This window comes from Terriglobales bacterium (genome assembly GCA_035561515.1).
GTDB lineage: Bacteria > Acidobacteriota > Terriglobia > Terriglobales > Acidobacteriaceae > DATMXP01.
The window spans coordinates 40,993-62,817 of record DATMXP010000013.1 but is presented as its reverse complement, the minus strand read 5'-3'; the positions used below and the strand labels follow the sequence as shown (position 1 = coordinate 62,817).

Sequence of the window (21,825 nt, the reverse complement as noted above, 5' to 3'; positions counted from 1 at the left end):
CTGTATGCCCTGTTTTTGCCTTGTTATGGTTGGAGAATTCGCCTTGAGTTCAACGGCAGATAATGAAAGCGCCGATGCACGAAGTTTGACAGCAGCAATACAGCTAGTAGAATTAATGTTTGGGCTGCCGGTTGGCATCCCGCTTAGTGCCGAAGTGGCGGAACTGGCAGACGCGCATGGTTCAGGTCCATGTGACCGCAAGGTCGTGGGGGTTCGAGTCCCTTCTTCGGCACCAAAATTTTAGAATCAAGGGTTTACGTTAGTTTCCTAACGAATCGCCAATATAAGCCCAGAGCAGAACTTCGGCACCAATGGCGACCCAATCCCCTCTACTCAACCTCACCCAAGACGAAGTAGGGCAGCAGTGTGCGAATAGCGTGGAGGCCGGGTTAGCTCCATATCCGCTCTTCCGCGGCGCAGCCCGTGGGTAGGCGACTGGGTTAGACAATGTACTCATGAACGCCGCGATGGCCAGCGTCGCTTATTCGGTTCCGGATGTCCACAATGGGTTGAACGAGACGCCACGGAGCCCTGCGCTTCGAACACGCTCAACGAAAATATTGGTTACGTAAACGGACGACGACCTCAGCGGAAGCTTGAAAATCTCCGTCGTTCCTATCCTGTCTCGCTTGAAAACGTGGCTCTCGATCTCAAGGATGTCCCCATTGGCGTAGTATGCGATCTCGGACTGTCCGTAATCGAGCGCATCGAGAACCGTCGTTGCGTTAAATAGCCAAACCTCTTCCCCTCGTAACGGTAGAAGCTGTCCATATTTTCTTAAGACCGGACCTAATGCTTCGATAGCGGGTTTGCGCAACACTGGCGCGTACTCGCCCAGCCACGGGAAATCAGAATACGTCCTCTCCAATCTATCCGACTTCATGACTGGCGGAATCCAGTCTGGGATAGTACTCCCGTCCATCGCAAAGAAAACCTGGAAATAACTTTCGTCGACCGGATAGATCCACTCTTGGCCCTCAACTACTTGGAATTTATGGACCGTAACTGTCATGGCTTGATCGTTACCATCGACGGCACTTCGCCTATTCATCGCCGGAAAAATATCCGGCCACTTACGGCTCTTAATCAGTGCAAGAACTTCTCTACTTCATCGAGGAACCGGGTTCTGCCCCGATTCGGACGATCTAGGAACAAGTAATGCGTGCCACCGGGAATGGTCACTGTGGTTACTCCTCGAGCATTGGCAAGATCTCTGCGGAGTGCATCTAGATCTGCAGAGCGTGACCAGAAATCCAGTTCTCCTCGAATCCCCAAGGTGGGCACGCGAATGCGAGCGGCATTAAATAGTGATCGGCCAAGCGATAGATCGAAGGCGTCGTGCAGGTATCCAATCGGAATTCGCACGCTAGGAGGGTTCCGGCGCGATGAGGTCGGATCAGATTCTAAAGTCAGCCGAACATAGGCTTCAGCGACAGACGGCTCGCGCCATATCGTTTTATCCGGTCCGGGAATCGATGCATCCCATCGTCGCAATAGAGAATTTCGATCTGCGAGCCGATAGCTGCCGGCATGGCGATCAAACTGCTCCGGATCGTTCTTGTCTTGCAAAGAACTGCGCAAGTCCCATGGCGCAGAATCAGCATAAAGACTATTCAGCAGGATGAGGTGGCTCAGATCTTTCGGCTCGCGGCTCGCATATGCGCAAGCCCAATGCCCGCCGCTCGCCCACCCCATGACTGCGACCTTTCGATGAGTACGGCTGAAGATCCAGGCCACGACCGTGGCGATGTCGTCTGCAGCTTCTTTTGTAGAAACCAACGGAACACCGCGCTCTGCCGGCAGATCCATTTCGGGGGGCCGGCTGGAACTGCCCCAGCCGCGGACGTCCATAACGAAAACTCGGTAACCTTTGCGAGCAAGATCCTCGGCAAGCGAATAGCCGGGAGCCGGTTGATCGAAAGAAGGAATACCACCTGGCCCGCCGCCGTGCACAAGGAGGATATTTCTGATGCCCTTCGCTTCGGCATTGCGAACTTCTCGTATATGTAACTGCCCTGCTCCGCCTGTAATGGCAAAATCCTTCCGCTTAATTTCAGCGGCAAGAGAGGGAGCAAGAATCGACACAACCATCAGGAAGCAAAACACCGATCTGCGGATGACGGTGAGTTTGGATTGGTTTTCACCTTGCCCTCGTAGCAACAAATTGCCTCCGTCGAGATTCGATAGGATCTGGTCAGCGCTTCATGGTACGTGAAAGAACGACGTGCTGTGCCGCGTCCGTCGCAACATGCCCGGAGAGCTTATATCCGAGAGCAAGAAGGTCAAGTCCACATAGCAAATGCTCGCCCGAGCCGAGCAAAACGGGCGACAGTGCCAGGTGCATCTCGTCCACAAGCCTTGCGCGAAGATACTGGCGAATGGTCTCCACGCCACCTCCCAGGCGAACGTCCTTTGATCCCGCCGCGTCCTTCGCGCGATTTAGCGCTTCTTCAATACCCTCGGTCACGAAGTGGAACGTCGTTCCGCCTTCCATCTCAATTGGGTTTCGGGCGTGATGCGTCAGAACGAAAACCGGCACGTGGTATGGCGGGTTCTTCCCCCACCAACCTTTCCAGGCATCATCAGGCCAGGGACCACGGACCGGCCCGAACATGTTGCGGCCCAGGATCCAAGCACCGATATTCTCAAAGCCTCGTCGCACGTAGTCGTCGTCGACGCCGGTGGTGCCTCCTTCCTGGCGACACATCGATTTGAACGTGCGCGTCGGAATCATCCAATTGTGGAGATCTTCGCCTCCGACGCCGAGAGGAATATCTCGGGTCTGGTTGGGACCTGCACCGTATCCGTCAATGGAGATCGAAAAGCAGTGAACACGCAGCTTGCTCATTGAAATTTACCTTTCTGAAATTTTTGTCAGCGCTCTGCGCAGAACATCGAACACCTGATCTATCCGAATCACATCGATGTAGCTCCACAGGATCGCAATCATCGCGCATCCTGTTGCGGGTATTCGAGCTGCATTGCCACGATGCCTGACGTCCGCTCACCATAACGATCCCGGATCGCTGCCAACGCTTCTTTCAACACCTCGGCTGGCTTTTGCGTTCCAATATCTTGAGGCAGGCGATTGGTAGGCTGGCTGCTTGAGACCTGATCGGGAATGATGCGGAAACCATTACGGGTCTCGACAGCGGCCGTAGTGTCGGCGAATGTCACGACGCGTGACCGATACGTTCGTGACCACGCGTCGGCAACGAGCACAAGCGACACCTCGTCAATATCCGGCGATAGCTCGATTTCCAATCCCTCGCGATTCCAGAAGGTGAAGCCGTTCTCCAAGACGGTCAGAACAAACGGGCGAGTAAGTCTGAACGCGCCGCTAGCATGGCTCGCGTCCCAATGCGTTACCCCGAGATCCTGCGCAACAGCCTGAGCCCGCTGCCGTCCGGCGATCGCTTCGATGAGTGTGAGAGACATTGGGATCGAGGCAGTAATACCTGTCGTCGTCACTACGTTGCGGTCAACGACGAATCGGCGGTTCGGAACGTAAACAGCCTTCGGATTGTTCCGGCGAAGCTCGCGAAGGTAGTACCAGTGTGTGGTGGCGTGCTTGTCGTCGAGCAACCCGGCGGCGCCAACAACTTTGGCCCCGGCACAGACACCGATGACGATCGCGCCCTTGGCTGCTTGGCTCTTTATCCAACTTAGTGCCGTTGGATCGTCGTCACGGCTCATTGCTGGCACGATAACGTAATCTGCGCCGTCCCCATATTTCTCGTCGAACTCAGCAACCGTTGCATCCGGTTGGACTTTGAGCGCCGGGTAGAGGTTTACCGCACCAGGATTCGTGGCTACGGTAATCACCTCCGCGACATCGGCGCGCCGCAGGATGCCAGCGGGCATGAGAAAGTCGGTAGTCTCAGTAGCGTCATTGATTCCGATAACCGCAATCAAAGGTCGCTCGCGTTTTCTCGGTCGGAGCGCCGATAACGACTCACGGGTTTCGCTCTCGGGCACAGGCTCGGGAGCAATTGGCGAGGTCGATGACGGAAGTGAAAGGATCCACATTGCGAAACTCCCAGCTGCAACAAGGACGAAGGCCGAAGCGCCCAACCAAAGGCGCGCGACAGTTCGATTGCTGAAACCAAGCACCTTAGACATGCTCCTTATCGGACCGGAACCTGCGTCCGGGCTTGAAGACAGACAACGCTGTCGCAGTCGTGAGAGCGGCCAGGTCATAGGCTGCAGCTGCCATCAGGTGCGTTGCACCTTGGCCTCCGTGGCGCATCGTGTCGAGAGCAGGTCCGATCACGAAACCGCCCGCTACCATGACCGAAATGATCAGCAACTGTTTCGCAACGACCCACGGATAGCGAAACACACCCCATTTCGACATCACGCCAAGAATCAGGCCGGTCACGATCGCAGCGAAACTGAGCGGGATACCGAAGACCATTGCAAACGTGTTCAACACCTGAACCAACTCGTTAATGGCGCGAGGCTCCGTCGTGCGCGATAAACGAAAAGCCACCGCTAGAAACCCCGCCGTATCACCTAACAAGCCGACGGAAACAACAATATGAATAGTCAGTATCGTCTGCCTCACACCGCGCGGGAACACTCGAGTTTTTTCCTGACCCTTTGCCGACATACTAGTCCAGAGGTGCGCGTCAGCCCCGCGCGTTTTTAGTAAGTGCTCCCGGCTTCGTGAGCAGTGCCGTTTAGGAAGGGCAGAACGGTTTCCGCAAGTTTTGGCGCCGCGCCGATTTCGTAGTGGGTGACTTCGGGTAGTATCGCAAGCCGGTTCCGCGACATGTGCTCGCGCTGCCAGCCCGCATCCTTCAATCCGCCACCGAGTAGCTGATAAAACTTCACTTCGTGTTCGGGCCGAAACATATCACTGTCTCCATAAATGAGCATCACAGGCATAGTCAGCTTCTTAACATCCGCAGACCAGTCGTATGACTTGCGCATGTACGCTCCCATTTTGTCGAGCAGCTTCGGAAAGTCCTCCGGGTGCGGAGCCACTGCCAGGTACGATTTGTACATCGGCGTCTCCTTCAACTGCTCCGCCATCGACGCGCCCAATGCCGCTTGCATCGGCAGCATCTCAGGGTAGAAGCCGTCCTGCGAAAACGGCGTGGAAACCATCACTAGGCGGCGAATCATTCCTGGATGCTGGACTGCGAATTGAAACGCGACTCCACCGCCCAGAGAGTATCCGAGCACATCGACCTTGCTATAGCCGAGCTTCTGCAGCACACCAGCCATGTCGTTGCCCATGTCGACAAGACTGATTGCACGATCACCCAACTCAGTACGGCCGTGGCCTTGCAGATCCACGCCGATCACCTGCCGGCCCTCCGCCAGTTTGACCAGATTAGTACCGAACATTTCGATCTGCCCCATACCACCGTGAAGCAGCAACAAGGGCTCACCCTTGCCGTATATCGCATAGTAATAATTCAGTCCATTGACGGTGACATGGCCGCTCTTGTCGGGTTCGGGAATACGTTCTTGCATGGTCGACTTATCCTCCGCTCCTTGAACCATTCTTGGAGTCACCAAGGTAGCGACAACCACTGCAAACACTGCGACCAAATTTATGACCATCCTCGTCTGGCTCCTTGACGGCCATCCTACGGCGGAGTCATGCTGTCTGAAATGACAAAATTCAGGCAAAAACTGCCATGAAGCGTATTGCCGTCGTCCTTCACCCAGGGTTTCAGTTGTTGGATGTCGCAGGGCCGACTACTGCCTTCGAGATTGCTGAGCGCCTTCGGCCGGGCAGCTACGATCTCAGGCTGCTAGCGCCCGGTGGTGGGCAGGTGGAGAGCTCTTCAGGAATCGCTCTCGCGACTCGCCCTCTCCGGCATGGTTCCTTTGACACGATTGTTATCTCCGGCGGGGAAATCGTTCGTTCGCCCGTCGCAGCTGAAAAGATCATTGCGTGGCTCAAGCGAGCTAAGGCGCGCCGTCTCACCAGCGTCTGCTCCGGCGCTTTCCTTCTAGCGGAAGCCGGGCGCCTCGATGGTCGTCGTGCTACCACGCATTGGGACAGTACGGACCATTTCCGGCGAAGGTATCCAAAAGTGACGCTCGATTCGGATCGTATCTTTATTCACGACGGCGACGTGTGGACGTCAGCCGGGATCACAGCTGGTATCGATCTCGCACTCGCACTGATCGAAGATGACCTTGGCAATGAAGTAGCACACCAGACTGCGCAGCAACTCGTCGTTCACCAGCGTCGCCCGGGCGGCCAGTCGCAGTTCTCCGGCCTTGTAGACTTGGGCGGCCGGACGGGCAGGTTCTCGAAGCTGATCGAATGGGTGCGCGATCACGTGTCTGAATCACTGACCGTCGAGCGCCTCGCTGAACGTGTCGCCATGAGCCCGCGGCATTTTGCACGCGCGTTCACTGCGGAAACGGGGACGACCCCGGCAAAAGCTGTGGAGCGCTTCAGGCTGGAAACCGCGAGGATCGCAGTCGAAAACAGCGACGCCTCGTTCGAACAGATTGCCGAGTCCGCAGGTTTTGGCGATACGGGGCGAATGCGCCGCGCCTTCCTGCGCACCTTTCGCCTCCCGCCTCAGGCGCTACGTCGCTCGGCGCGCGCCTCGTAGCGCCTCAGCCACGGTATGCTAAGAAGTTCTGAGCAAGTCCTGCAAAGTCAGTGTGCTTCAGGCTTGCTCAATTCCTTCAGTTTGAAGAACCGGACTGCATTTCCAAAGAAGATGTTCTTCTTTTCGGTCTCACTCAAAAATGACGCCGCTTCAACAGCTTCCACCGCCATCCCTATGGCTTCGGGCCAGAACATTTGGTCCGAGCCAAACATCACGCGGTCCCCAAACCCAGCCCTGACAATCGAGCTAAGGTACGCATGGAACTCAGCACGAGGCGGCAACCAGGAGATTGCCCCAACATCCACATAGACCTGCGGATAAACCAGTAGTAGAGCAATCGTCTCCTGAAGATACGGCCATCCAGCGTGCATAAGATTGACGCGGAGCTTCGGATGACGATTGAGTGCGTCCTCAATCAGCGCCGGGTTTCCGAGGCTCACGCGAAATGCCCTGCAGCACGGATCAAACGAAATTCCTGGCGGGCCTGTTCCGGTATGCAAGCTGACCGGTATGTCTAATTCCTCAGCCAGCGAGAGGTAGGGGGCGTACTTTGTATCACTGAGTGTGAGGCCAGCGTACTCGGCGGTTACCTCGCCAAGCACTCGCAACCGGCCGCTTTGAAAGGCTTCTCGGAGTACATTTAATGAAGGCAGTGGCGCATCTTCGGAGCCGCGAACTCCGGCTCCTCCAATAATGCGTTCCGGATCTGCTTCACGCCAATGTGTTGCAGCCGCGAGTCGATCGCCGGTTCCCCCGCTCACGATTCCTCTCACGATGTTCAGCCGTTTCATTTCCGCCAGGCAAGCACGGAGATGTTCCTCCCCGTTCTTAATCTGCGGCGGCTTGCCAGTGATGGGGTTCAGGAGAGATTTATCGATTGTCGTGTCCGCCGGGTAGGCGTGCATGTGGACGTCAATTTTCGGAAATTTGTCAGGTAAGTTGTCATCGCTTGTGAAGCCGATCACTTTGCCAAACGGCAAAGCTGCCAAGCATGCCCACCCCGAGTGAGCCCGCTCCAAGCTGGAGAAAACGTCTCCGGTCGATTGCCACCCTCTCTCCTCCTGCGAGCGCGCCAATTTTCTTGCGCCGCAATTCGAGCGACCCTTCACGGGCTTCGCTCTACCCACAGCACGAGCGTACCGGATTGTTAACCCAAGCGCTGTTCCAAAACTGCGATTTTGTAAATTGGCGGCGGGCTACGCTCACATGACGATGAAAGATCTATTGCTGCGACGGATCATCTGCGGAACGACGCCAAATTCACGGCGGAAACGTGCGGTGAAGTGGCTGGGCGAGCTGAATCCGACTTCAAGCGCTACATCCACCGTTGGTAGAGACGTGCCTTCCAAGAGCTCCCATGCACGCGCCAGTCGACGAGTCATGACGAAGCGGAATGGAGTCATGCCGATTGTCGCTGCGAATGCCCGTGCAAAATGAGCAGGGCTCAAGTTGGCGACTTCGGCCAGAGATCTAACGTCGAGATCGATCGCCAGGCTCTGTTCAATGAATTCGCAAACCCGACGAAGTGTGTGGGGCGCTAATTGTTCTCGGCTCCGACGTGGAGAGCGCCTTGGAAAAGAATTCGTACGTCGTGCGAGCGTTTCTATTACAGAGAGCACCACCTCATCCGAATGCAACCGGGTGCCCGGCTGATGTTCCTTAAGGGCATGCCAAAGCTTTGCGAGCTGTAACGTCAGCGCCGGATCTCGAAAAACCTCTTCTCTGCAAAGATCGATTCGCAAATCCGTCTCTTGTGCAAACTCCGCTACATCTTCCTTCGGGATCACAACGCAGAGGCACTTCCCGGGAGCCTCGCCGATGAACTCGCAATCAGTATCGGGCGGGGTAAACATTAGCGACCCTGGCGAGACAGCAAGCCAACGAGGCCGACGATTGAATCCAAGACGAAACAGAGGGGCAGTTCGGAGAAGCAAAATGAGAGCGTACTCAGGCGTTGCCGGGTCTATTGTCGTTCCACCATTCCCTGAGGAGGTCATGACTTTTGCCGAACCAGTATCGATGACGCAATCGTCATGCAGCCCGATGCCCCGAAGAGGAGTTGGCATCGTGGTTAGTGCTTCACGTAACGCGTAAGTTCCGGAATTTGTGGTCCGGGGCATACGAGAGTATGCCGACTCGACTGCGCAAACGGCAAGCTGGAAACGGAGAAAACCCATGAAAGAAAGCTGATTCCGATTCGGCATTGCCACGGTGAGTACTTTCCACGCTATCGGGTCCTGCTCCCGCTCTGTCCCTTGTCACTTGGTCCGGTCAGTATATCCAACCGGGTTCCGCTGCATGCCGTCGAAACGTAGTGGTTCTGTATATCTCGTACTTGCCTTCTAACTAAACTGAATTCGATGGTGCTTCAAGGTGTGCGGTGAACAACAATTTGGAGTGCATGGAGAGCCGAATAGTCCGTCTTGGCAGTGACTTCGTCTTTCTGCGCCACGGCGGAATGGGATCTGCCGCGTTGCTGCTACACGGTTTTCCAGAAACACACCTGATGTGGCGCGATGTGGCGCCGCTGCTCATGCGCAATTTCACTGTCGTCGTAGCGGATCTGCCCGGCTATGGACAGAGTGCCTGCCCGCGCGATACTGGCGACCACTCCAATATGTCAAAACGAGCCATGGCGGCAACACTGGTTGATGCAATGCGCCGACTTGGCCACGATAGGTTCGCCGTCGTTGGCCATGACCGGGGTGGACGGGTTGCGTATCGAATGGCTCATCGTTTCTTGCACCGGGAAGTCTCGGTTCCTGCGGACTACTGAAAGCGTCAGGCGAGTTCCTTCTTCGGCGCCAAAATTTATCGCCTTTGGAAGCAATAACTTCCAAAGGCGATTTGCTTTAGCACGACTGTAGTACGGTGAAGTTTTGGCCAAATCGCGCAGATGACATCCGACGCAGCTTGCTTTTACTTCACCGTGATCGTAACCGAGGACTTGTATACCTTTCCGCTCGAATCCCAGGCCTGCACCACCACATAGCGAGTGCCCGATGCCATTGGAACCCAAACATCCACGGATGCTGCATTCGCCGAATACTTCAACGAATTGTCGACGTAGATTTGCATCGCCGTGATCGGACTCCATCCCACCGCTCTCGCAGTGATCCGCGCTGGAGACCCGCTGGTCGCGCCCGCCGTTGGCTGTGAAATCGTCACTCCGGGGCTCACCGTAACCGTAGCTTCTGCCGTCGCGGACACTCCGCTATTATCCGTCACCTTTGCGGTTATCGTGTACGTGCCTGGCACCGAGAAGACCTTCAGACCCGAGCCTAAAGACACCGAACTGCCATCACCGAAGTTGATCGAGGTCGATGTAATTGTGCCATCCGGGTCGTACGAACCGTTCGTACTCGCCGACACCGTCAGTGGCGCAATCCCTGAACTCGGGGACGCCGTCAGTTTCGCTACTGGCGGCAAGTTCGTCACCGTAACGTTTAACGGAGCCTTCGCGATTTCACCTCCCGCATTCCAGGCCTGCAGCACAACATAATGTGAGCCCTGTGCCAGCGTCAGAGTCGTATCGAGCGACGAGCCGTATACGACATACACGCTGACGCTATCCACGTACACGCGGATCGCCGTGACTTCACTGCTGGACGTCGTCGTAGCCGTAAACCTTACCGCTCCGGTGACTGTCGAATTATTCGTCGGAGACAATGCGTTCACCGTGAATGGCACAGGGGCCGTCACGCTCACCGATGTCGTCGCGCCCGCCGTCAGTCCGCCGTTATCCTTGACCGTAGCTTTCACCGTGTAGGTGCCGGCCGTGTTGTAGACGTGCGAGGCCGTCGGGCCGCTCGCAACATAACCATCCCCGAAGTCAATCGTCGAAGTCACAATCGTTCCATCGGGATCACTTGAGTTCGCAGTCGAGGCCGTCACCGTCATCGGTGCCGTACCGCTTGCCGGAGTAACCGAAACAGCCGCCTGCGGCGCCTGGTTGGCTTTCACCGTGACCGTCGCCGTCGCGGTCGAGGTCTTCCCGTTGTTGTCCGTCACGGTAGCCGTAACGGTATACACTCCCGGCTCCGAAAAAGTTGTGCTTGCGTCAGAAGAAACCACTGAATAGCCGTCGCCGAAGTCGATCCTCGATGACGTGATGACCCCGTCGGCATCCGAAGAGCCCGCCGTCGTGGCCGTCACTGCTACCGGCGCAGTACCCGAAGTCGGGGTCACATTAAGCACCGCAAGCGGCGGCAGGTCGTCGATGGTCATCGGAATCGCCGCCGACATCTTGTTCACCATCGAGGCCCTCCCTACGGCCTTCACATACAGGCTGTAGTTGCCGGGTGCAAATCCGAAATCCGCCAGCCCCAATAGTCTTGCTCCTGCCGGCAGATCGCGTAACGGCATCAGGTTCTGCCCATCTTGCGAGATGAAGACCGTGTAGTGGTCAATCGTGTTCTCTTGCCCAACGATGTTCCAGGACAAATCCGTTCCACTCACTGCGCCCGAAACTGCCACGCAATTATCGATTCCCGTCTCGATCTCCGTTCCCTCTTCGTAATCGTTCCACGTCACGACCTGCACGCCCGGGGCCTGAAGCGAAGTTGAGAAGTTCGCGTTCATTTCATTGAACGTGGCCAGCCAAACCTGACCGCAGTTCTGATTCACGACTCGGTTCTGCCCCCACGCTGCCGCCGTATCGTTGAAGCCTTTCCACGTCCCCGCCAGCACCATCTTGTAGGGATAGCTTCGGCTCGTTTGGTAGAAGTTGCTCAGATACCACTGTCCCCAGTCATTGGGATCCGACTTGTTAATCGGCTCCCATGCGTAACTGCCTGACGAATAGAATTTCGAGAATCCCTGATTGTTGTGCAGAATGATCTTCGGATTGCCCTGCACGTTCGCCAACACCCGGTTCCAGTCGATGTTCGGCAAGCTCTCCACGTCAAACGTAAAGATCACCGGACGCCCGTCAACCTTCATGTACGCCGGCGATGACGCAAACGTGCTATTGATGTAATTGAAGTCATCGATCAACTTCTGTGTGACGTCGCAACCAGAGGTGTACGCGCAGGTTCGAATTGCCCCTTGGTCTTCCATGATCGCGAACACAAACTTCCCGCCGCGTGCCTCGGCTTCGTTCTTCACGTACACCGATGTCTGGTTGATTCGCGTATTCGAAGGCCCATACCAGTCAATGATCATGCCGTCGATGCCGCGGCTCATCATGTCGTCGACCTGCTTGCGTACCTGCGTCGTGCTTGCCGACTCATAACCCACGTTCAGGTGATTCGATCCCCCAAACCATCCCATGAAGTGCGCGTATATCTTTGTCGTCGAACCTGGATAAAGAAGTTTCCTCAGGCTCTCTTTACTGACGTTGCCCGCTCCAGCATTGCCGTTTGTGCTTGTCTGGAACGTAGCCGCAGCACTCGTGTTGTTGGCGGTTTCAGCCGTGAGGGTTGTGGACGGTGTAATGGAAGTTCCTGCAGATGCTGTCGATATAAGAGCAGAAACAATGAAAACAAGCAGAAAGACGAGCCTATGCGGCGCCGACTTCAGCATCGGTCCCCCAAGATGATGGTGATCTCTGGATTGCTGCCGAAGTGTAGGCCGCTGAGTTTCTAAGAGGATTAAGATTGATTACTTAGTACCTGAATCGTTTCGCCCTAACGACCAAGGTACCGTCTACGTCAGCGTCCCAATCCCGCCATGGTTCCGGTACGCTCCCGAAAGTCCGCGTACACCCGAGCGAGTTGTAGTTTCTCCTCGATCCATTGGCGCAGCACTTTTGCCGTTGGCTCCGTAATGTCCGCGAAACGGAGTCCTGCGGTTCCGTCCGGCCGGATCCAGACTACCTGCGCCGAGACGCACAGTAACTCATCCGTTCCGGGTAGCCCGAAACGTGCCAGCACCAACTGCTGAACCCGCAGAGGCTGCGGGCACCGAATGCTCATCCCCCCTTGGCTCAGATTCAGGATTCCCGATTGCACATTCTTGACGAGGCCCAGGTTAAGGTAGGCGGTACCGTTCACGGTTTCGCGATGCCACCGTGATCGCGACCTGACCAGTAGTCCGTACGCCGCCTTGAACGTAGTAATCACACTCTCCTGCGTAATTGGCGGGCTGATAAAGAAATTCGCACGTACCCGAAACGCCGTGTGCTGTGCCTCCGGAGAACTGAGCAGGAACACAACCGAGTCGCGATTACACACTCCGCTCCGCAAGCGCTGCACAACGCCCGCCGCGGCATCCGTTCCGTCATAGAACAGCACGACAGCTTCGTACCTGCCCCTCAGAATCCGGTCTCCCGCCGATGAATAGGGAGCCGCCTCGATTTGCATTCCCATCGATCCCAATGCGTTGCGCAAAGGACGATCATTGAACTGCTCAAGCCCGACAAGCAAACAGCGAAGTTGCATAGCCTTTGTATTGTCGTTTTCCGCGATAGGAACGGAAAGTTACGTAGGTCATGGAACAGCCGCGTGCATCCGCTTTTGGCATAAACCCGCCGTTTTCAGCAAGATCGCGCCATCCACAAACGACAGCTCTGGACATAGTAAAATCACTGCAGAAGCGGCTCTCGTGGGACCTCGCTGCAAACCTCGACATTATCCTTCCTGCCAGTCCGCTTATTTTCTGGAGTATTGATGAAAAGTCGTCCGAACCTTCCTTCCATCGCCTATTTCTCGATGGAAATCGCGCTCGATCCTGCAATCCCGACCTATAGCGGCGGCCTCGGCGTGCTCGCCGGTGACACCCTTCGTTCCATGGCCGACCTTGGTATTCCCGTCGTTGCCGTCACCCTCGCGCACCGCAAGGGATACTTCCGCCAGCATCTGGACATTCACGGCAACCAGACCGAGGAACCCCAGTTTTGGAATCCCGAGCATTCACTGGAAGAAATGCCCGGCCGTGTGTCCGTCCAGATTGAAAACCGTCAGGTCACCATTCGTGCCTGGAAGTACGTTGTAAAGGGCGTCACCGGGGAGAAGGTTCCCGTTTACCTCCTGGACACCGACCTGCCCGAGAACTCCGCCTGGGATCGCCGCCTCACCGACCACCTTTATGGCGGCGACGAGTTCTACCGTCTTTGCCAGGAGGTCATCCTCGGCTATGGCGGCATGAAGCTCCTCTTCAAGATCGGCCACTCTGACATCCAGGGCTATCACATGAATGAAGGTCACTCTGCCCTCTTGGCCCTTGGACTCCTGGAACGGCGCCTCGACCAGAGCTTCGCCGGACGCGTCAAGAAGATCGACGTCGACGGCGTTCGTCGCATGTGCATCTTCACCACCCACACCCCTGTTCCTGCCGGACACGATCATTTCCCACGCGCCATGGCGGAACAGATTCTCGGTCAGGAACGCAGCCAGTTACTCACCGAAACCGAAGCATGGCACGGCGAAGAGCTCAACATGACGTACCTCGCCCTTCGGTTCTCCGGATACGTCAACGGAGTGGCCATGCGCCACGGCGAGGTTTCGCGCGGTATGTTCCCCAGCTACGCCATCAGCGCCATTACCAACGGCGTGCATGCCGTCACCTGGACCTCGGAGCCCTTCCGCAAACTGTTCGATCGTCATCTTTTCGGATGGCGTACCGACAACAACTATCTCCGTTACGCCATCAGCATCCCGCTCGAAGAAGTTAAGCAAACTCACCAGCAGGCGAAGAAGAACCTCTTCGACGAAATCCTTCGCCGCACCGGACAACAACTCGATCCCGACGTCTTCACCATCGGCTTCGCTCGCCGTGCCTCCACTTACAAGCGCGCCAACCTCCTCTTCTCGAACCCGGAACGTTTACGTTCAATCGCTCGCAACGTCGGACCTATCCAGTTGGTTTACGGAGGAAAAGCTCACCCGCGCGACGATGGGGGAAAGAACCTCATCCGCAGCGTGTTCGGCGGAGCTTCCTCCGTCAGCGACTCCATCCGAACCGTTTATGTCGAGAACTACGACCTGCAGTGGGGTGGGCTCATCAGCAGCGGCGTCGACGTATGGTTGAACACCCCGATGCGTCCGCAGGAAGCCTCCGGCACCAGCGGCATGAAGGCTGCCATGAATGGCGTTCCCAGCTTCAGCGTTCTCGACGGATGGTGGGTGGAAGGCCACATTGAAGGCATCACCGGATGGTCGATCGGCGACAATGAATCTACCGGCGATGCTGCGGTGGAAGTGCGCGAGCTATACGACAAGCTCGAGCACGAGATCGTCCCTCTTTATTATGGGCGCCGTCAGCGCTATGTCGAGATCATGCGCTCCGCTATCGCCCTTAACGGTTCCTTCTTCAACACTCAGCGCATGGTGCTGCAATATGTCTCCAACGCATACATGTTGAGGAACACCGCCAAGTATCCGCTCGCTCCTGAGCCGGAAGCGGTTCCCGTAGCGGCCGAAGGCAAATAAGAAGCCGACACGCAATCGACCAAGCGCGGTGTTCAGCCCTGGCTGGACGCCGCGCTTTTGCTTTTGGGAGCCCACGGCTCAAGTCTTGGAACAAACCGCGGTACGTTCTTTCGGTACTCGTCGTACTCTGCTCCGAACTTTCGGGTCAGCGTAGGTTCTTCGTAGAGCACCACAAACCCACTGACGGCGATGATCACGGCTGCTAAGTAGATCGCAAAGCCGCGCAGGTTCGTTCCCCAGAGGAGCCATTCGCCAAACAGGAAGAGCACCACTCCCGTGTACATCGGGTTTCGTGCGTGCCGGTATAGCCCGGCCACCACCAGGTGACGCGGAGGATCAAGCGGCAGCGGCGTCCCCAACCCACTCCACGCAAATGAGAACGCGCACCGCAATGCAATATAGCCGCCCAACAGCAGCGGTAGTATGCCGATTCCACGAGCATCGGCGATATGCATGTCATCGCCGAGGAAGCCTAAAAAATAAGGCAGGTAGATCCCCACAGTACCCATCACGACGATGGCGAAAATCGTCGTACGCACTAACGCCAACAACCGCCGAACGGTGTGCGAGTGCATAAAGTACTCCTTTTCGGCACATCTTACGCCTTAGCACCTTCCACTGCACGCCGGAACTCTGCATTCGAGCTCTCCTCGGTCAACCCCAGCCTCCCAGCCGCATCCAACCCGGGAAACGCCATAACTCTTTGTCCTCGCCACTCGTCTGTCACACCGATTTTCAATCAGGAGATCACGACTATGAACCGTTACTTAGTTACCGCAGGCTTGTTGCTTGCCATGACTGGCATGAGCGCCAGTGCCCAGACCACCAGTACAGATCCAAACCAGTCCGGATCCACGCCACAAACCAGTGCCCCGGCAACTCCTCCTACGTTCCCTAGCGACCAGCAGCAGAGCCCCGACATTGATCGTGGCACCAATCGCGGCGACGTAGATTCCGATCACCGTATGTCGGGCAGCTCGCATGACCAGCAGAGCCAGGCATCATCGACTAGCTCCGACCAGAGCCAGTCCGCTTCCAAGGCTCAAGCCGATATCGAGAAGGCTCTCCGGGATGACGCTCAGCTTTCCGGCAGCAACGTCAGTGTCCAGGTCAACAGCAATAACGAAGTAGTTCTGTCCGGGTCGGTTCAGAGCGAAACCGAGAAGAACCACGCAGAACAGCTCGCACGTCAGACGGCGGGCAATGTGACCATCATCAACCAGATCAACACCCTGAATTCCTCGGCGAGTTCGTCCAGTTCCACCGCCACGCCGGATCAGTCCGGAACCTCGGGCGCGATCGGTAGCTCAACACCTTCCGACCAGTCCACCACCGGCGCAACCTCTGGCTCGATGAGCGGCAGCACCAGCTCGCAAACCAGCAGCACCGAGTCCCAGAGCACCAGCAGTTCCTCGGCCAGCACTCCTGATCAGACTGGCTCCTCCAACTCCGTCGGTAGCGGCAGCGGATCGCAGAGCACCACGGGGACCAGCAGCACGTCCGATCAGACCGGATCCTCTAGCGGATCGCAGTACCCCAGCACGTCGGGCAGCACGAGCGGCCAGACCGGAGCACAGGGCAGCACGAGCGGTTCTTCCTCCGACATGTCCGGCTCCACCAGCGGCACCTCCGGTTCCATGACGGGGACCGCCAGCGGCAGCAGCAGCGACATGCAGACGCAGATTCAGTCCGCCCTTCAGCAGGAAGGTCTTACTGGCGTGAACGTGAACGTCACGGACACCGAAATCAATCTGTCTGGAACGGTTGAGACGGGCAAGGAAAAGCAGACCGCAAAGCGTACGGCGAAATCCTACGCGAATGGCCGTAAGGTGAACGACAACCTCACCGTCACCGGTAAGGGCCAGAACAAGTAAACGAACCCTGAACAATAAGGCGGGCTTCGGCCCGCCTTTTCTTATGCTCGCACTTCTTATGCTTCGATCTTTCCCGTATAGATTGCCATCCCTACAATCGCGTCCACATCCATCGCTTCCAACCGCTCAACTTCATCCATGCTGCTGACTCCTCCCGCAACGATCAGCTTTCGATTGGTCGCCTTTTGCAGCTCAGGAACTATCTCTGTCGGGAATCCCTTCAACATGCCTTCCGTATCGATGTGTGTATAGAGAAAAGCCCCGCACCACTCACTGAGCTCACGCATGGCCTGTGCCGCCGTGAATTCCGTGAGTGTGCGCCAGCCGTGAATGGCCACTCGCCCCTGTTTCGCATCCACCGCAAACGTCAACTTCTCCGCGGCAATCTGATCCGCCAACCTTCTCGCCAATTCCTTCTGGATTACACCATCTCTAAACAATGCCGACCCAATAATCACCCGCCGAGCGCCCATTTCCACCATCTCGCGCGCCCTCTCGATGTCACGAATTCCACCACCTACCTGGCAAGGTAGTCTCTCAATGAACTGTGCCAGCATGTGCCGGTTGTCTCCCGTACCGATAGCCGCGTCCAAGTCGATCAACTGCACCAGCGGGTATTTCGAAAACCGTTTGATCCAGTACTCGAAATCATCGAAGTCCAGGGCCTTCTTCTCGCCCTGCACCAGTTGGACAATCTCGCCGCCCATAAGGTCAATCGAAGGAATCAGCATTTAAATAGGCCACCGCATCGGAATTCCTGCCGCCTGTAATCTTTGTTTGAGGTCGCCGATCGACTCGATTCCGAAATGGAAGATCGACGCCGCCAGCGCTGCGTCTGCCTTTCCTTCCGTGAATACTTCGGCGAAGTGCTCCACTGACCCTGCACCGCCCGACGCAATCACCGGAATCGAAACCGCACCGGCAATTGTTGCGGTCAATCCAAGGTCGAAACCTGATCGCGTGCCATCACGATCCATTGACGTCAGCATGATCTCGCCCGCTCCGCGCCGTTCCGCTTCCTTTGCCCACGCCATCGCGTCGCGACCAGTCTGCTTTCGTCCACCCGAGACATAAACCTCCGCCGCTAGCTTGCCGCATGATCTCGGCAGTCTCTTTGCATCGATCGCCAGCACCACGGCCTGCGACCCAAAGCGATTCGCGATGTCCGTGATTACCTCCGGACGTGCCACCGCCGCCGAATTAATCGTGATCTTGTCCGCTCCTGCATCAAAGATTTCGCCTGCGTCCTCTAGCGACTTGATTCCGCCTCCCACCGTGAATGGCACAAATAACTCTCGTGCCGTTCGACGCACCGTCTCCACCAGCGTCTTGCGCTCTTCGTGTGTAGCGGTGATATCGAGCAGCACGATCTCATCCGCGCCATTCGCCGAATGCAAGCACGCCAGTTCCGCGGGATCCCCAGCATCCCTGATGTTCACGAAGTTCACACCCTTCACCACGCGTCCGGCATGGCAATCGAGACATGCGATGATCCGCTTCGTCAGCACGCCAGCCTCGCGAAGTTTTCCAGCATCTTCAATCCCGCCGCGCCCGACTTCTCCGGATGAAATTGGATTCCAAACAGATTTCCCTTCTCAACTACTCCGCTGAACTCCGTGCCGTACTCGCTTACCCCCACCGTTTCCGGCACCAGCGGCGCACGGTAGGAATGCGTGTAGTACACAAACGATGGCGACTCCACTCCGTTCAGAATCCTCGACTCACCCCGACACTCCACCTGGTTCCACCCCACGTGTGGAACCTTCGCTCCCGCCGGAAACTTTTCGATCATCCCCCGCAGAACACCCAAGCCTCGGACCTCCGGCGACTCCGCGCTCCCCTCGAACATCCACTGCATGCCCACGCAGATTCCCAGGAAATTTGCACCCTGCCCGATGGCTTCCTTAATCGCATCCCTCAACCCTGCATGCGTCAACTGCTCCGTTGCTGCAAAGTGCCCCACTCCCGGGACCACCAGATGTTTCGCCCGGCGCACTGCCTCCGGATCTTCCGTGATCTGCACCTCGCATCCAAGATGCTCAAACGCTTTCCGCACCGATGCCAGGTTCCCCGCTCGATAATCCACCAGCGTGATCACAACAACCCCTTCGTACTCGGCAGCATTTCCGCCAACCGCTTGTCTTTCGCGCACGCCACTCGTAAAGCCCGCGCGAACGCTTTGAACAACGACTCGATCTTGTGATGGTTAGAACGCCCATACATCGTCTTCAAATGCACATTCGCCCGCGCCCCCCTCGCAAATCCTTCGAAGAAATCGAACACCAACTCTGACTGAAGATCCCCGACGAGCCTGGTCTTCACTTTTGTTTCGATCACCGCCGAAGTCCTGCCGCCGAAATCTACTGCCGCAATCCCCAGCGTTTCATCCATCGGCATCAGGAAATATCCGGCGCGGTTGATTCCCTTCTTATCTCCAAGTGCTTTCTCGAATGCCTCACCCAATGCGATCCCCACGTCCTCAACCGTGTGATGCTGATCCACATCCAGGTCGCCCTTACAAGCCAGTTGCAGATCGAATCCACCGTGCCGGGCAAACAGCTCCAGCATATGATCCAGGAACCGAATCCCAGTAGAGACCTTGTACGTCCCGCGTCCATCCAGAGTCAGCGCCAATTCAATCTGCGTTTCGTTCGTATGCCGCTTGATCTTCGCTTTCCTCATCGTGCCACCTGCCTTCCGGCTCCGATCTCCGCGACCGACTCCCTCACCGCCTTGAACATCATCTCGTTCTGCTCCGAGTTCCCCAGCGTAATGCGCACGCACCCCTCACATCCCGGATCGGAATTCCGGTCCCTCACCAGGATTCCTCTATGCTGCATGGCTTCGATGAACTTCCGGTACTCCGGCCCAATCCTTGCCAGCACAAAATTTGCGTGACTCGGCCAATACTGGAAGCCCATTTCTCCAAACAACGCCTGCAACTTCAGCCGTCCATCGAACACTTGCCGCAGATAATCCGCCACATACTGTTGATCTGAGAGCGCGACAGGTAGGCAAGCCAGTGCCGACGCATTCACGTTGTACGGTGAACTCACCCTCCGCACCATCTCCATCTGGTTACTGCTTCCGACCAGCACTCCCAGTCGTAGTCCGGCCAATCCGTATGCCTTTGAAAACGTTCGCGCCACAAACAGGTTGTCGTACTTCGGAAGTGCGCCCAGCACACTCTGTCCGTAGAACTCGAAATATGCCTCGTCGATCAGCACCGCTGCGTTTGGCGCACTCTCCACAATCCGCAACAATTCGTTCGGCTCTGCCGCCGTCCCACTTGGATTGTTCGGATTCGCCAGCGCGATCATCCGCGTCTTCGGCGTCACGGCCGCAATGATCTCCTCGATCGGAAACTCGAAGTTCTCTCGCATCGTCACGGTAACGATCTTCGCTCCCGTCGCCTGGATGTAGATCGCGTACATGCCGAACGTCGGCACCACCAGGATGGCTTCATCCTCTTCGCGCAGGTATGCCTCGCAAATCAGATGGATTCCTTCATCTACCCCATTCGTGAGCACCACCTGATCCGCGCTCACACCCAGGAATCGCGCCGTTATCGCCTCACAGTGCTCTCGATGCGGATACCTCGACACCTCCAGCGCCGTCATCGACGACAGCTTCCGAAACACTCGCGGCGAACACCCCGCTGTGTTTTCGTTCATATTCATGTTCAGGCCCGTCAGTCCCGCCGAAGGCGACCTATACGCCTTCATCGTCTGCACCGGTTTGCGTGCCTCAAGCATTGCCGTACCTCACTCGCACTGACTCCGCGTGCGCCTTCAATCCCTCCGCCTCGGCGAGGTTCTCCACAGTTGGCCCGATACTCCGCAACCCTTCTCGCGAAACTTCTTGTACCGTAATCACCTTCAGGAAATCCATCACGCTCAGCCCGCCTCGGAACCTCGCTACTCCTCCTGTCGGCAGCGTGTGATTGGGCCCCGACACATAGTCCCCCAACGACTGCGCCGAATACTCGCCGACAAAGATCGACCCCGCCGACGTAATCTCACCCAGGTAGTCTCGCGGAATCGTAATGTGCTCCGACGCGATCGCATTCGCTACCTCCACCGACTGCTCCCGCGACCCCGTCACAAACATCACCGCATTCTTCAGCGACTCCTTGGCCACCGGATTATCCTTCGCCCCCGCCTTCAACTCTGCGCCTACTCTCTCCGCCAGCTTTCGCGATGTCGTCACCAGCACAACCGACGCATCCGGATCATGTTCCGCCTGCGCCAGCAAGTCAGCCGCGATGAACTTCGGATCGCCATCATCACTCACCACCAGCGCCTCCGTCGGCCCCGCCAGAAAATCGATCCCGCAATCGAATGCCACCAACTTCTTCGCCGTCGTCACAAACTTGTTCCCCGGACCAACAATCTTGTTCACCGACTTCACCGACTCCGTCCCATATGCCAGTGCTGCCACCGCCTGTGCGCCGCCAATTCGGTAGAACGTCTCAACTCCAACCAGCGCCGCTGCCGCAAGCGTCTCCTTTGCCGGACGCGGCGACGCCACCGCTATGTCCTTTACCCCCGCCACCTGCGCCGGAAGCACCGTCATCAGCAGCGTTGATGGCAGCGGATATCTCCCGCCTGGCACATAGCACCCCACCGACTCCAGCGGACGCACCACCTGTCCCACCATCACTCCCGGTTGCATTTCCCGCATGAACTCCACCGGCTTCTGCCACTGCGCAAACTGCCGGATGTTCTTCGCCGCCTTCTCCAGTGCAGTCCGAAACTCCGGCGTCACCGACTCCAAAGCCGACGTCATCTCCTCCGGCGACACTGCAATCGCCTGCTTCCGCTCAAGGCCGTCAAACTTCTCCGCATATCTCCGCAGCGCCCGTTCACCGTTCTTGCGAACGTCTGCCACGATTTTCGAGACCAGCCTCTCCGTCTCTGCCGAAAACAGGATGCGCCGGTTCACCTGCTTCTCCAGCTCTGCTGCGATCTTCTTCCCGGAAACTATCTTCATCGC

21 protein-coding genes and 1 tRNA gene are annotated in these 21,825 nt (G+C 57.0%); 5 read left to right on the top strand and 17 right to left on the bottom strand.

Features of this window, described 5'->3' with window-relative positions; genetic code table 11:
• Window positions 1–148 precede the first annotated feature (148 nt).
• Window positions 149–235: transfer RNA gene (locus tag VN577_04670), tRNA-Leu, on the top strand.
• 246 nt (window positions 236–481) lie between these two features.
• On the opposite strand, the gene VN577_04665 is transcribed toward VN577_04670, so the two are convergent.
• From VN577_04665 to VN577_04640, 6 genes are all read right to left on the bottom strand, one after another.
• On the bottom strand, window positions 482–1,012 hold the full coding sequence (locus tag VN577_04665; protein HWR14095.1) for a DUF1629 domain-containing protein: 531 nt from the start codon (window positions 1,010–1,012) through the stop codon (window positions 482–484).
• 74 nt (window positions 1,013–1,086) lie between these two features.
• Window positions 1,087–2,163 (bottom strand): alpha/beta fold hydrolase, encoded by a 1,077-nt coding sequence (locus tag VN577_04660; GenBank protein HWR14094.1) that lies wholly within the window; start codon window positions 2,161–2,163, stop codon window positions 1,087–1,089.
• A 31-nt stretch (window positions 2,164–2,194) separates the two neighbouring features.
• Window positions 2,195–2,848 (bottom strand): dihydrofolate reductase family protein, encoded by a 654-nt coding sequence (locus tag VN577_04655; GenBank protein HWR14093.1) that lies wholly within the window; start codon window positions 2,846–2,848, stop codon window positions 2,195–2,197.
• A 98-nt stretch (window positions 2,849–2,946) separates the two neighbouring features.
• On the bottom strand, window positions 2,947–4,029 hold the full coding sequence (locus VN577_04650) for a DJ-1/PfpI family protein (GenBank protein ID HWR14092.1): 1,083 nt from the start codon (window positions 4,027–4,029) through the stop codon (window positions 2,947–2,949).
• Between the two features lie 85 nt (window positions 4,030–4,114).
• Complete coding sequence (locus VN577_04645) at window positions 4,115–4,612, bottom strand: DUF2269 family protein (protein ID HWR14091.1); 498 nt, start codon at window positions 4,610–4,612, stop codon at window positions 4,115–4,117.
• A 35-nt stretch (window positions 4,613–4,647) separates the two neighbouring features.
• Window positions 4,648–5,484 (bottom strand): alpha/beta hydrolase, encoded by an 837-nt coding sequence (locus VN577_04640; GenBank protein HWR14090.1) that lies wholly within the window; start codon window positions 5,482–5,484, stop codon window positions 4,648–4,650.
• 167 nt (window positions 5,485–5,651) lie between these two features.
• Between VN577_04640 and VN577_04635 the strand changes: the two genes are divergently transcribed.
• Window positions 5,652–6,587 carry a GlxA family transcriptional regulator gene (locus VN577_04635; protein HWR14089.1) on the top strand — a complete coding sequence of 312 codons (936 nt, stop codon included), beginning with the start codon at window positions 5,652–5,654 and terminating at the stop codon, window positions 6,585–6,587.
• A 47-nt stretch (window positions 6,588–6,634) separates the two neighbouring features.
• Here VN577_04635 and VN577_04630 read toward each other — a convergent pair whose 3' ends face one another.
• Window positions 6,635–7,576 (bottom strand): amidohydrolase family protein, encoded by a 942-nt coding sequence (locus tag VN577_04630; protein ID HWR14088.1) that lies wholly within the window; start codon window positions 7,574–7,576, stop codon window positions 6,635–6,637.
• 213 nt (window positions 7,577–7,789) lie between these two features.
• A complete protein-coding gene (locus tag VN577_04625) occupies window positions 7,790–8,653 on the bottom strand; it encodes an AraC family transcriptional regulator (protein ID HWR14087.1) in 864 nt (287 codons plus the stop codon).
• Window positions 8,654–8,988: 335 nt separating this feature from the next.
• On the opposite strand from VN577_04625, the gene VN577_04620 reads away from it, so the two are divergent.
• Window positions 8,989–9,363, top strand: coding sequence for an alpha/beta fold hydrolase (locus tag VN577_04620; GenBank protein HWR14086.1), 375 nt, complete (start codon window positions 8,989–8,991; stop codon window positions 9,361–9,363).
• A gap of 143 nt (window positions 9,364–9,506) precedes the next feature.
• Here VN577_04620 and VN577_04615 read toward each other — a convergent pair whose 3' ends face one another.
• Window positions 9,507–12,110 carry a PKD domain-containing protein gene (locus VN577_04615; protein ID HWR14085.1) on the bottom strand — a complete coding sequence of 868 codons (2,604 nt, stop codon included), beginning with the start codon at window positions 12,108–12,110 and terminating at the stop codon, window positions 9,507–9,509.
• A 128-nt stretch (window positions 12,111–12,238) separates the two neighbouring features.
• On the bottom strand, window positions 12,239–12,967 hold the full coding sequence (locus VN577_04610) for a PilZ domain-containing protein (protein ID HWR14084.1): 729 nt from the start codon (window positions 12,965–12,967) through the stop codon (window positions 12,239–12,241).
• A gap of 228 nt (window positions 12,968–13,195) precedes the next feature.
• Here VN577_04610 and glgP point away from each other — a divergent pair, with 228 nt between their 5' ends.
• Window positions 13,196–14,956 (top strand): alpha-glucan family phosphorylase, encoded by a 1,761-nt coding sequence (gene glgP / locus VN577_04605; protein HWR14083.1) that lies wholly within the window; start codon window positions 13,196–13,198, stop codon window positions 14,954–14,956.
• A 32-nt stretch (window positions 14,957–14,988) separates the two neighbouring features.
• Here glgP and VN577_04600 read toward each other — a convergent pair whose 3' ends face one another.
• The gene (locus VN577_04600) at window positions 14,989–15,531 is read right to left on the bottom strand and encodes an isoprenylcysteine carboxylmethyltransferase family protein (GenBank protein ID HWR14082.1); all 543 of its coding nucleotides are present in this window, start codon (window positions 15,529–15,531) and stop codon (window positions 14,989–14,991) included.
• 180 nt (window positions 15,532–15,711) lie between these two features.
• Here VN577_04600 and VN577_04595 point away from each other — a divergent pair, with 180 nt between their 5' ends.
• Window positions 15,712–16,830, top strand: coding sequence for a BON domain-containing protein (locus VN577_04595; GenBank protein ID HWR14081.1), 1,119 nt, complete (start codon window positions 15,712–15,714; stop codon window positions 16,828–16,830).
• 56 nt (window positions 16,831–16,886) lie between these two features.
• Here the strand turns inward: VN577_04595 and VN577_04590 are convergent, their stop codons facing one another.
• The 6 genes from VN577_04590 to hisD are packed head-to-tail and all read right to left on the bottom strand — an operon-like array spanning window position 16,887 to window position 21,822.
• Entirely contained in the window at window positions 16,887–17,561 is a 675-nt protein-coding gene (locus VN577_04590; GenBank protein HWR14080.1) for a 1-(5-phosphoribosyl)-5-[(5-phosphoribosylamino)methylideneamino] imidazole-4-carboxamide isomerase, read from the bottom strand.
• On the bottom strand, window positions 17,562–18,338 hold the full coding sequence (gene hisF / locus VN577_04585; protein ID HWR14079.1) for an imidazole glycerol phosphate synthase subunit HisF: 777 nt from the start codon (window positions 18,336–18,338) through the stop codon (window positions 17,562–17,564).
• Window positions 18,332–18,982 carry an imidazole glycerol phosphate synthase subunit HisH gene (gene hisH / locus VN577_04580; protein ID HWR14078.1) on the bottom strand — a complete coding sequence of 217 codons (651 nt, stop codon included), beginning with the start codon at window positions 18,980–18,982 and terminating at the stop codon, window positions 18,332–18,334. Before hisH ends, hisF begins: the two co-directional genes overlap by 7 nt.
• On the bottom strand, window positions 18,925–19,512 hold the full coding sequence (gene hisB, locus VN577_04575) for an imidazoleglycerol-phosphate dehydratase HisB (GenBank protein ID HWR14077.1): 588 nt from the start codon (window positions 19,510–19,512) through the stop codon (window positions 18,925–18,927). The genes hisH and hisB overlap by 58 nt, the downstream gene beginning before the upstream one ends.
• On the bottom strand, window positions 19,509–20,585 hold the full coding sequence (gene hisC / locus VN577_04570) for a histidinol-phosphate transaminase (GenBank protein ID HWR14076.1): 1,077 nt from the start codon (window positions 20,583–20,585) through the stop codon (window positions 19,509–19,511). Before hisC ends, hisB begins: the two co-directional genes overlap by 4 nt.
• Window positions 20,578–21,822, bottom strand: a complete 1,245-nt coding sequence (gene hisD, locus VN577_04565) for a histidinol dehydrogenase (GenBank protein ID HWR14075.1) — start codon at window positions 21,820–21,822, stop codon at window positions 20,578–20,580. The genes hisC and hisD overlap by 8 nt, the downstream gene beginning before the upstream one ends.
• Window positions 21,823–21,825 lie beyond the last annotated feature (3 nt).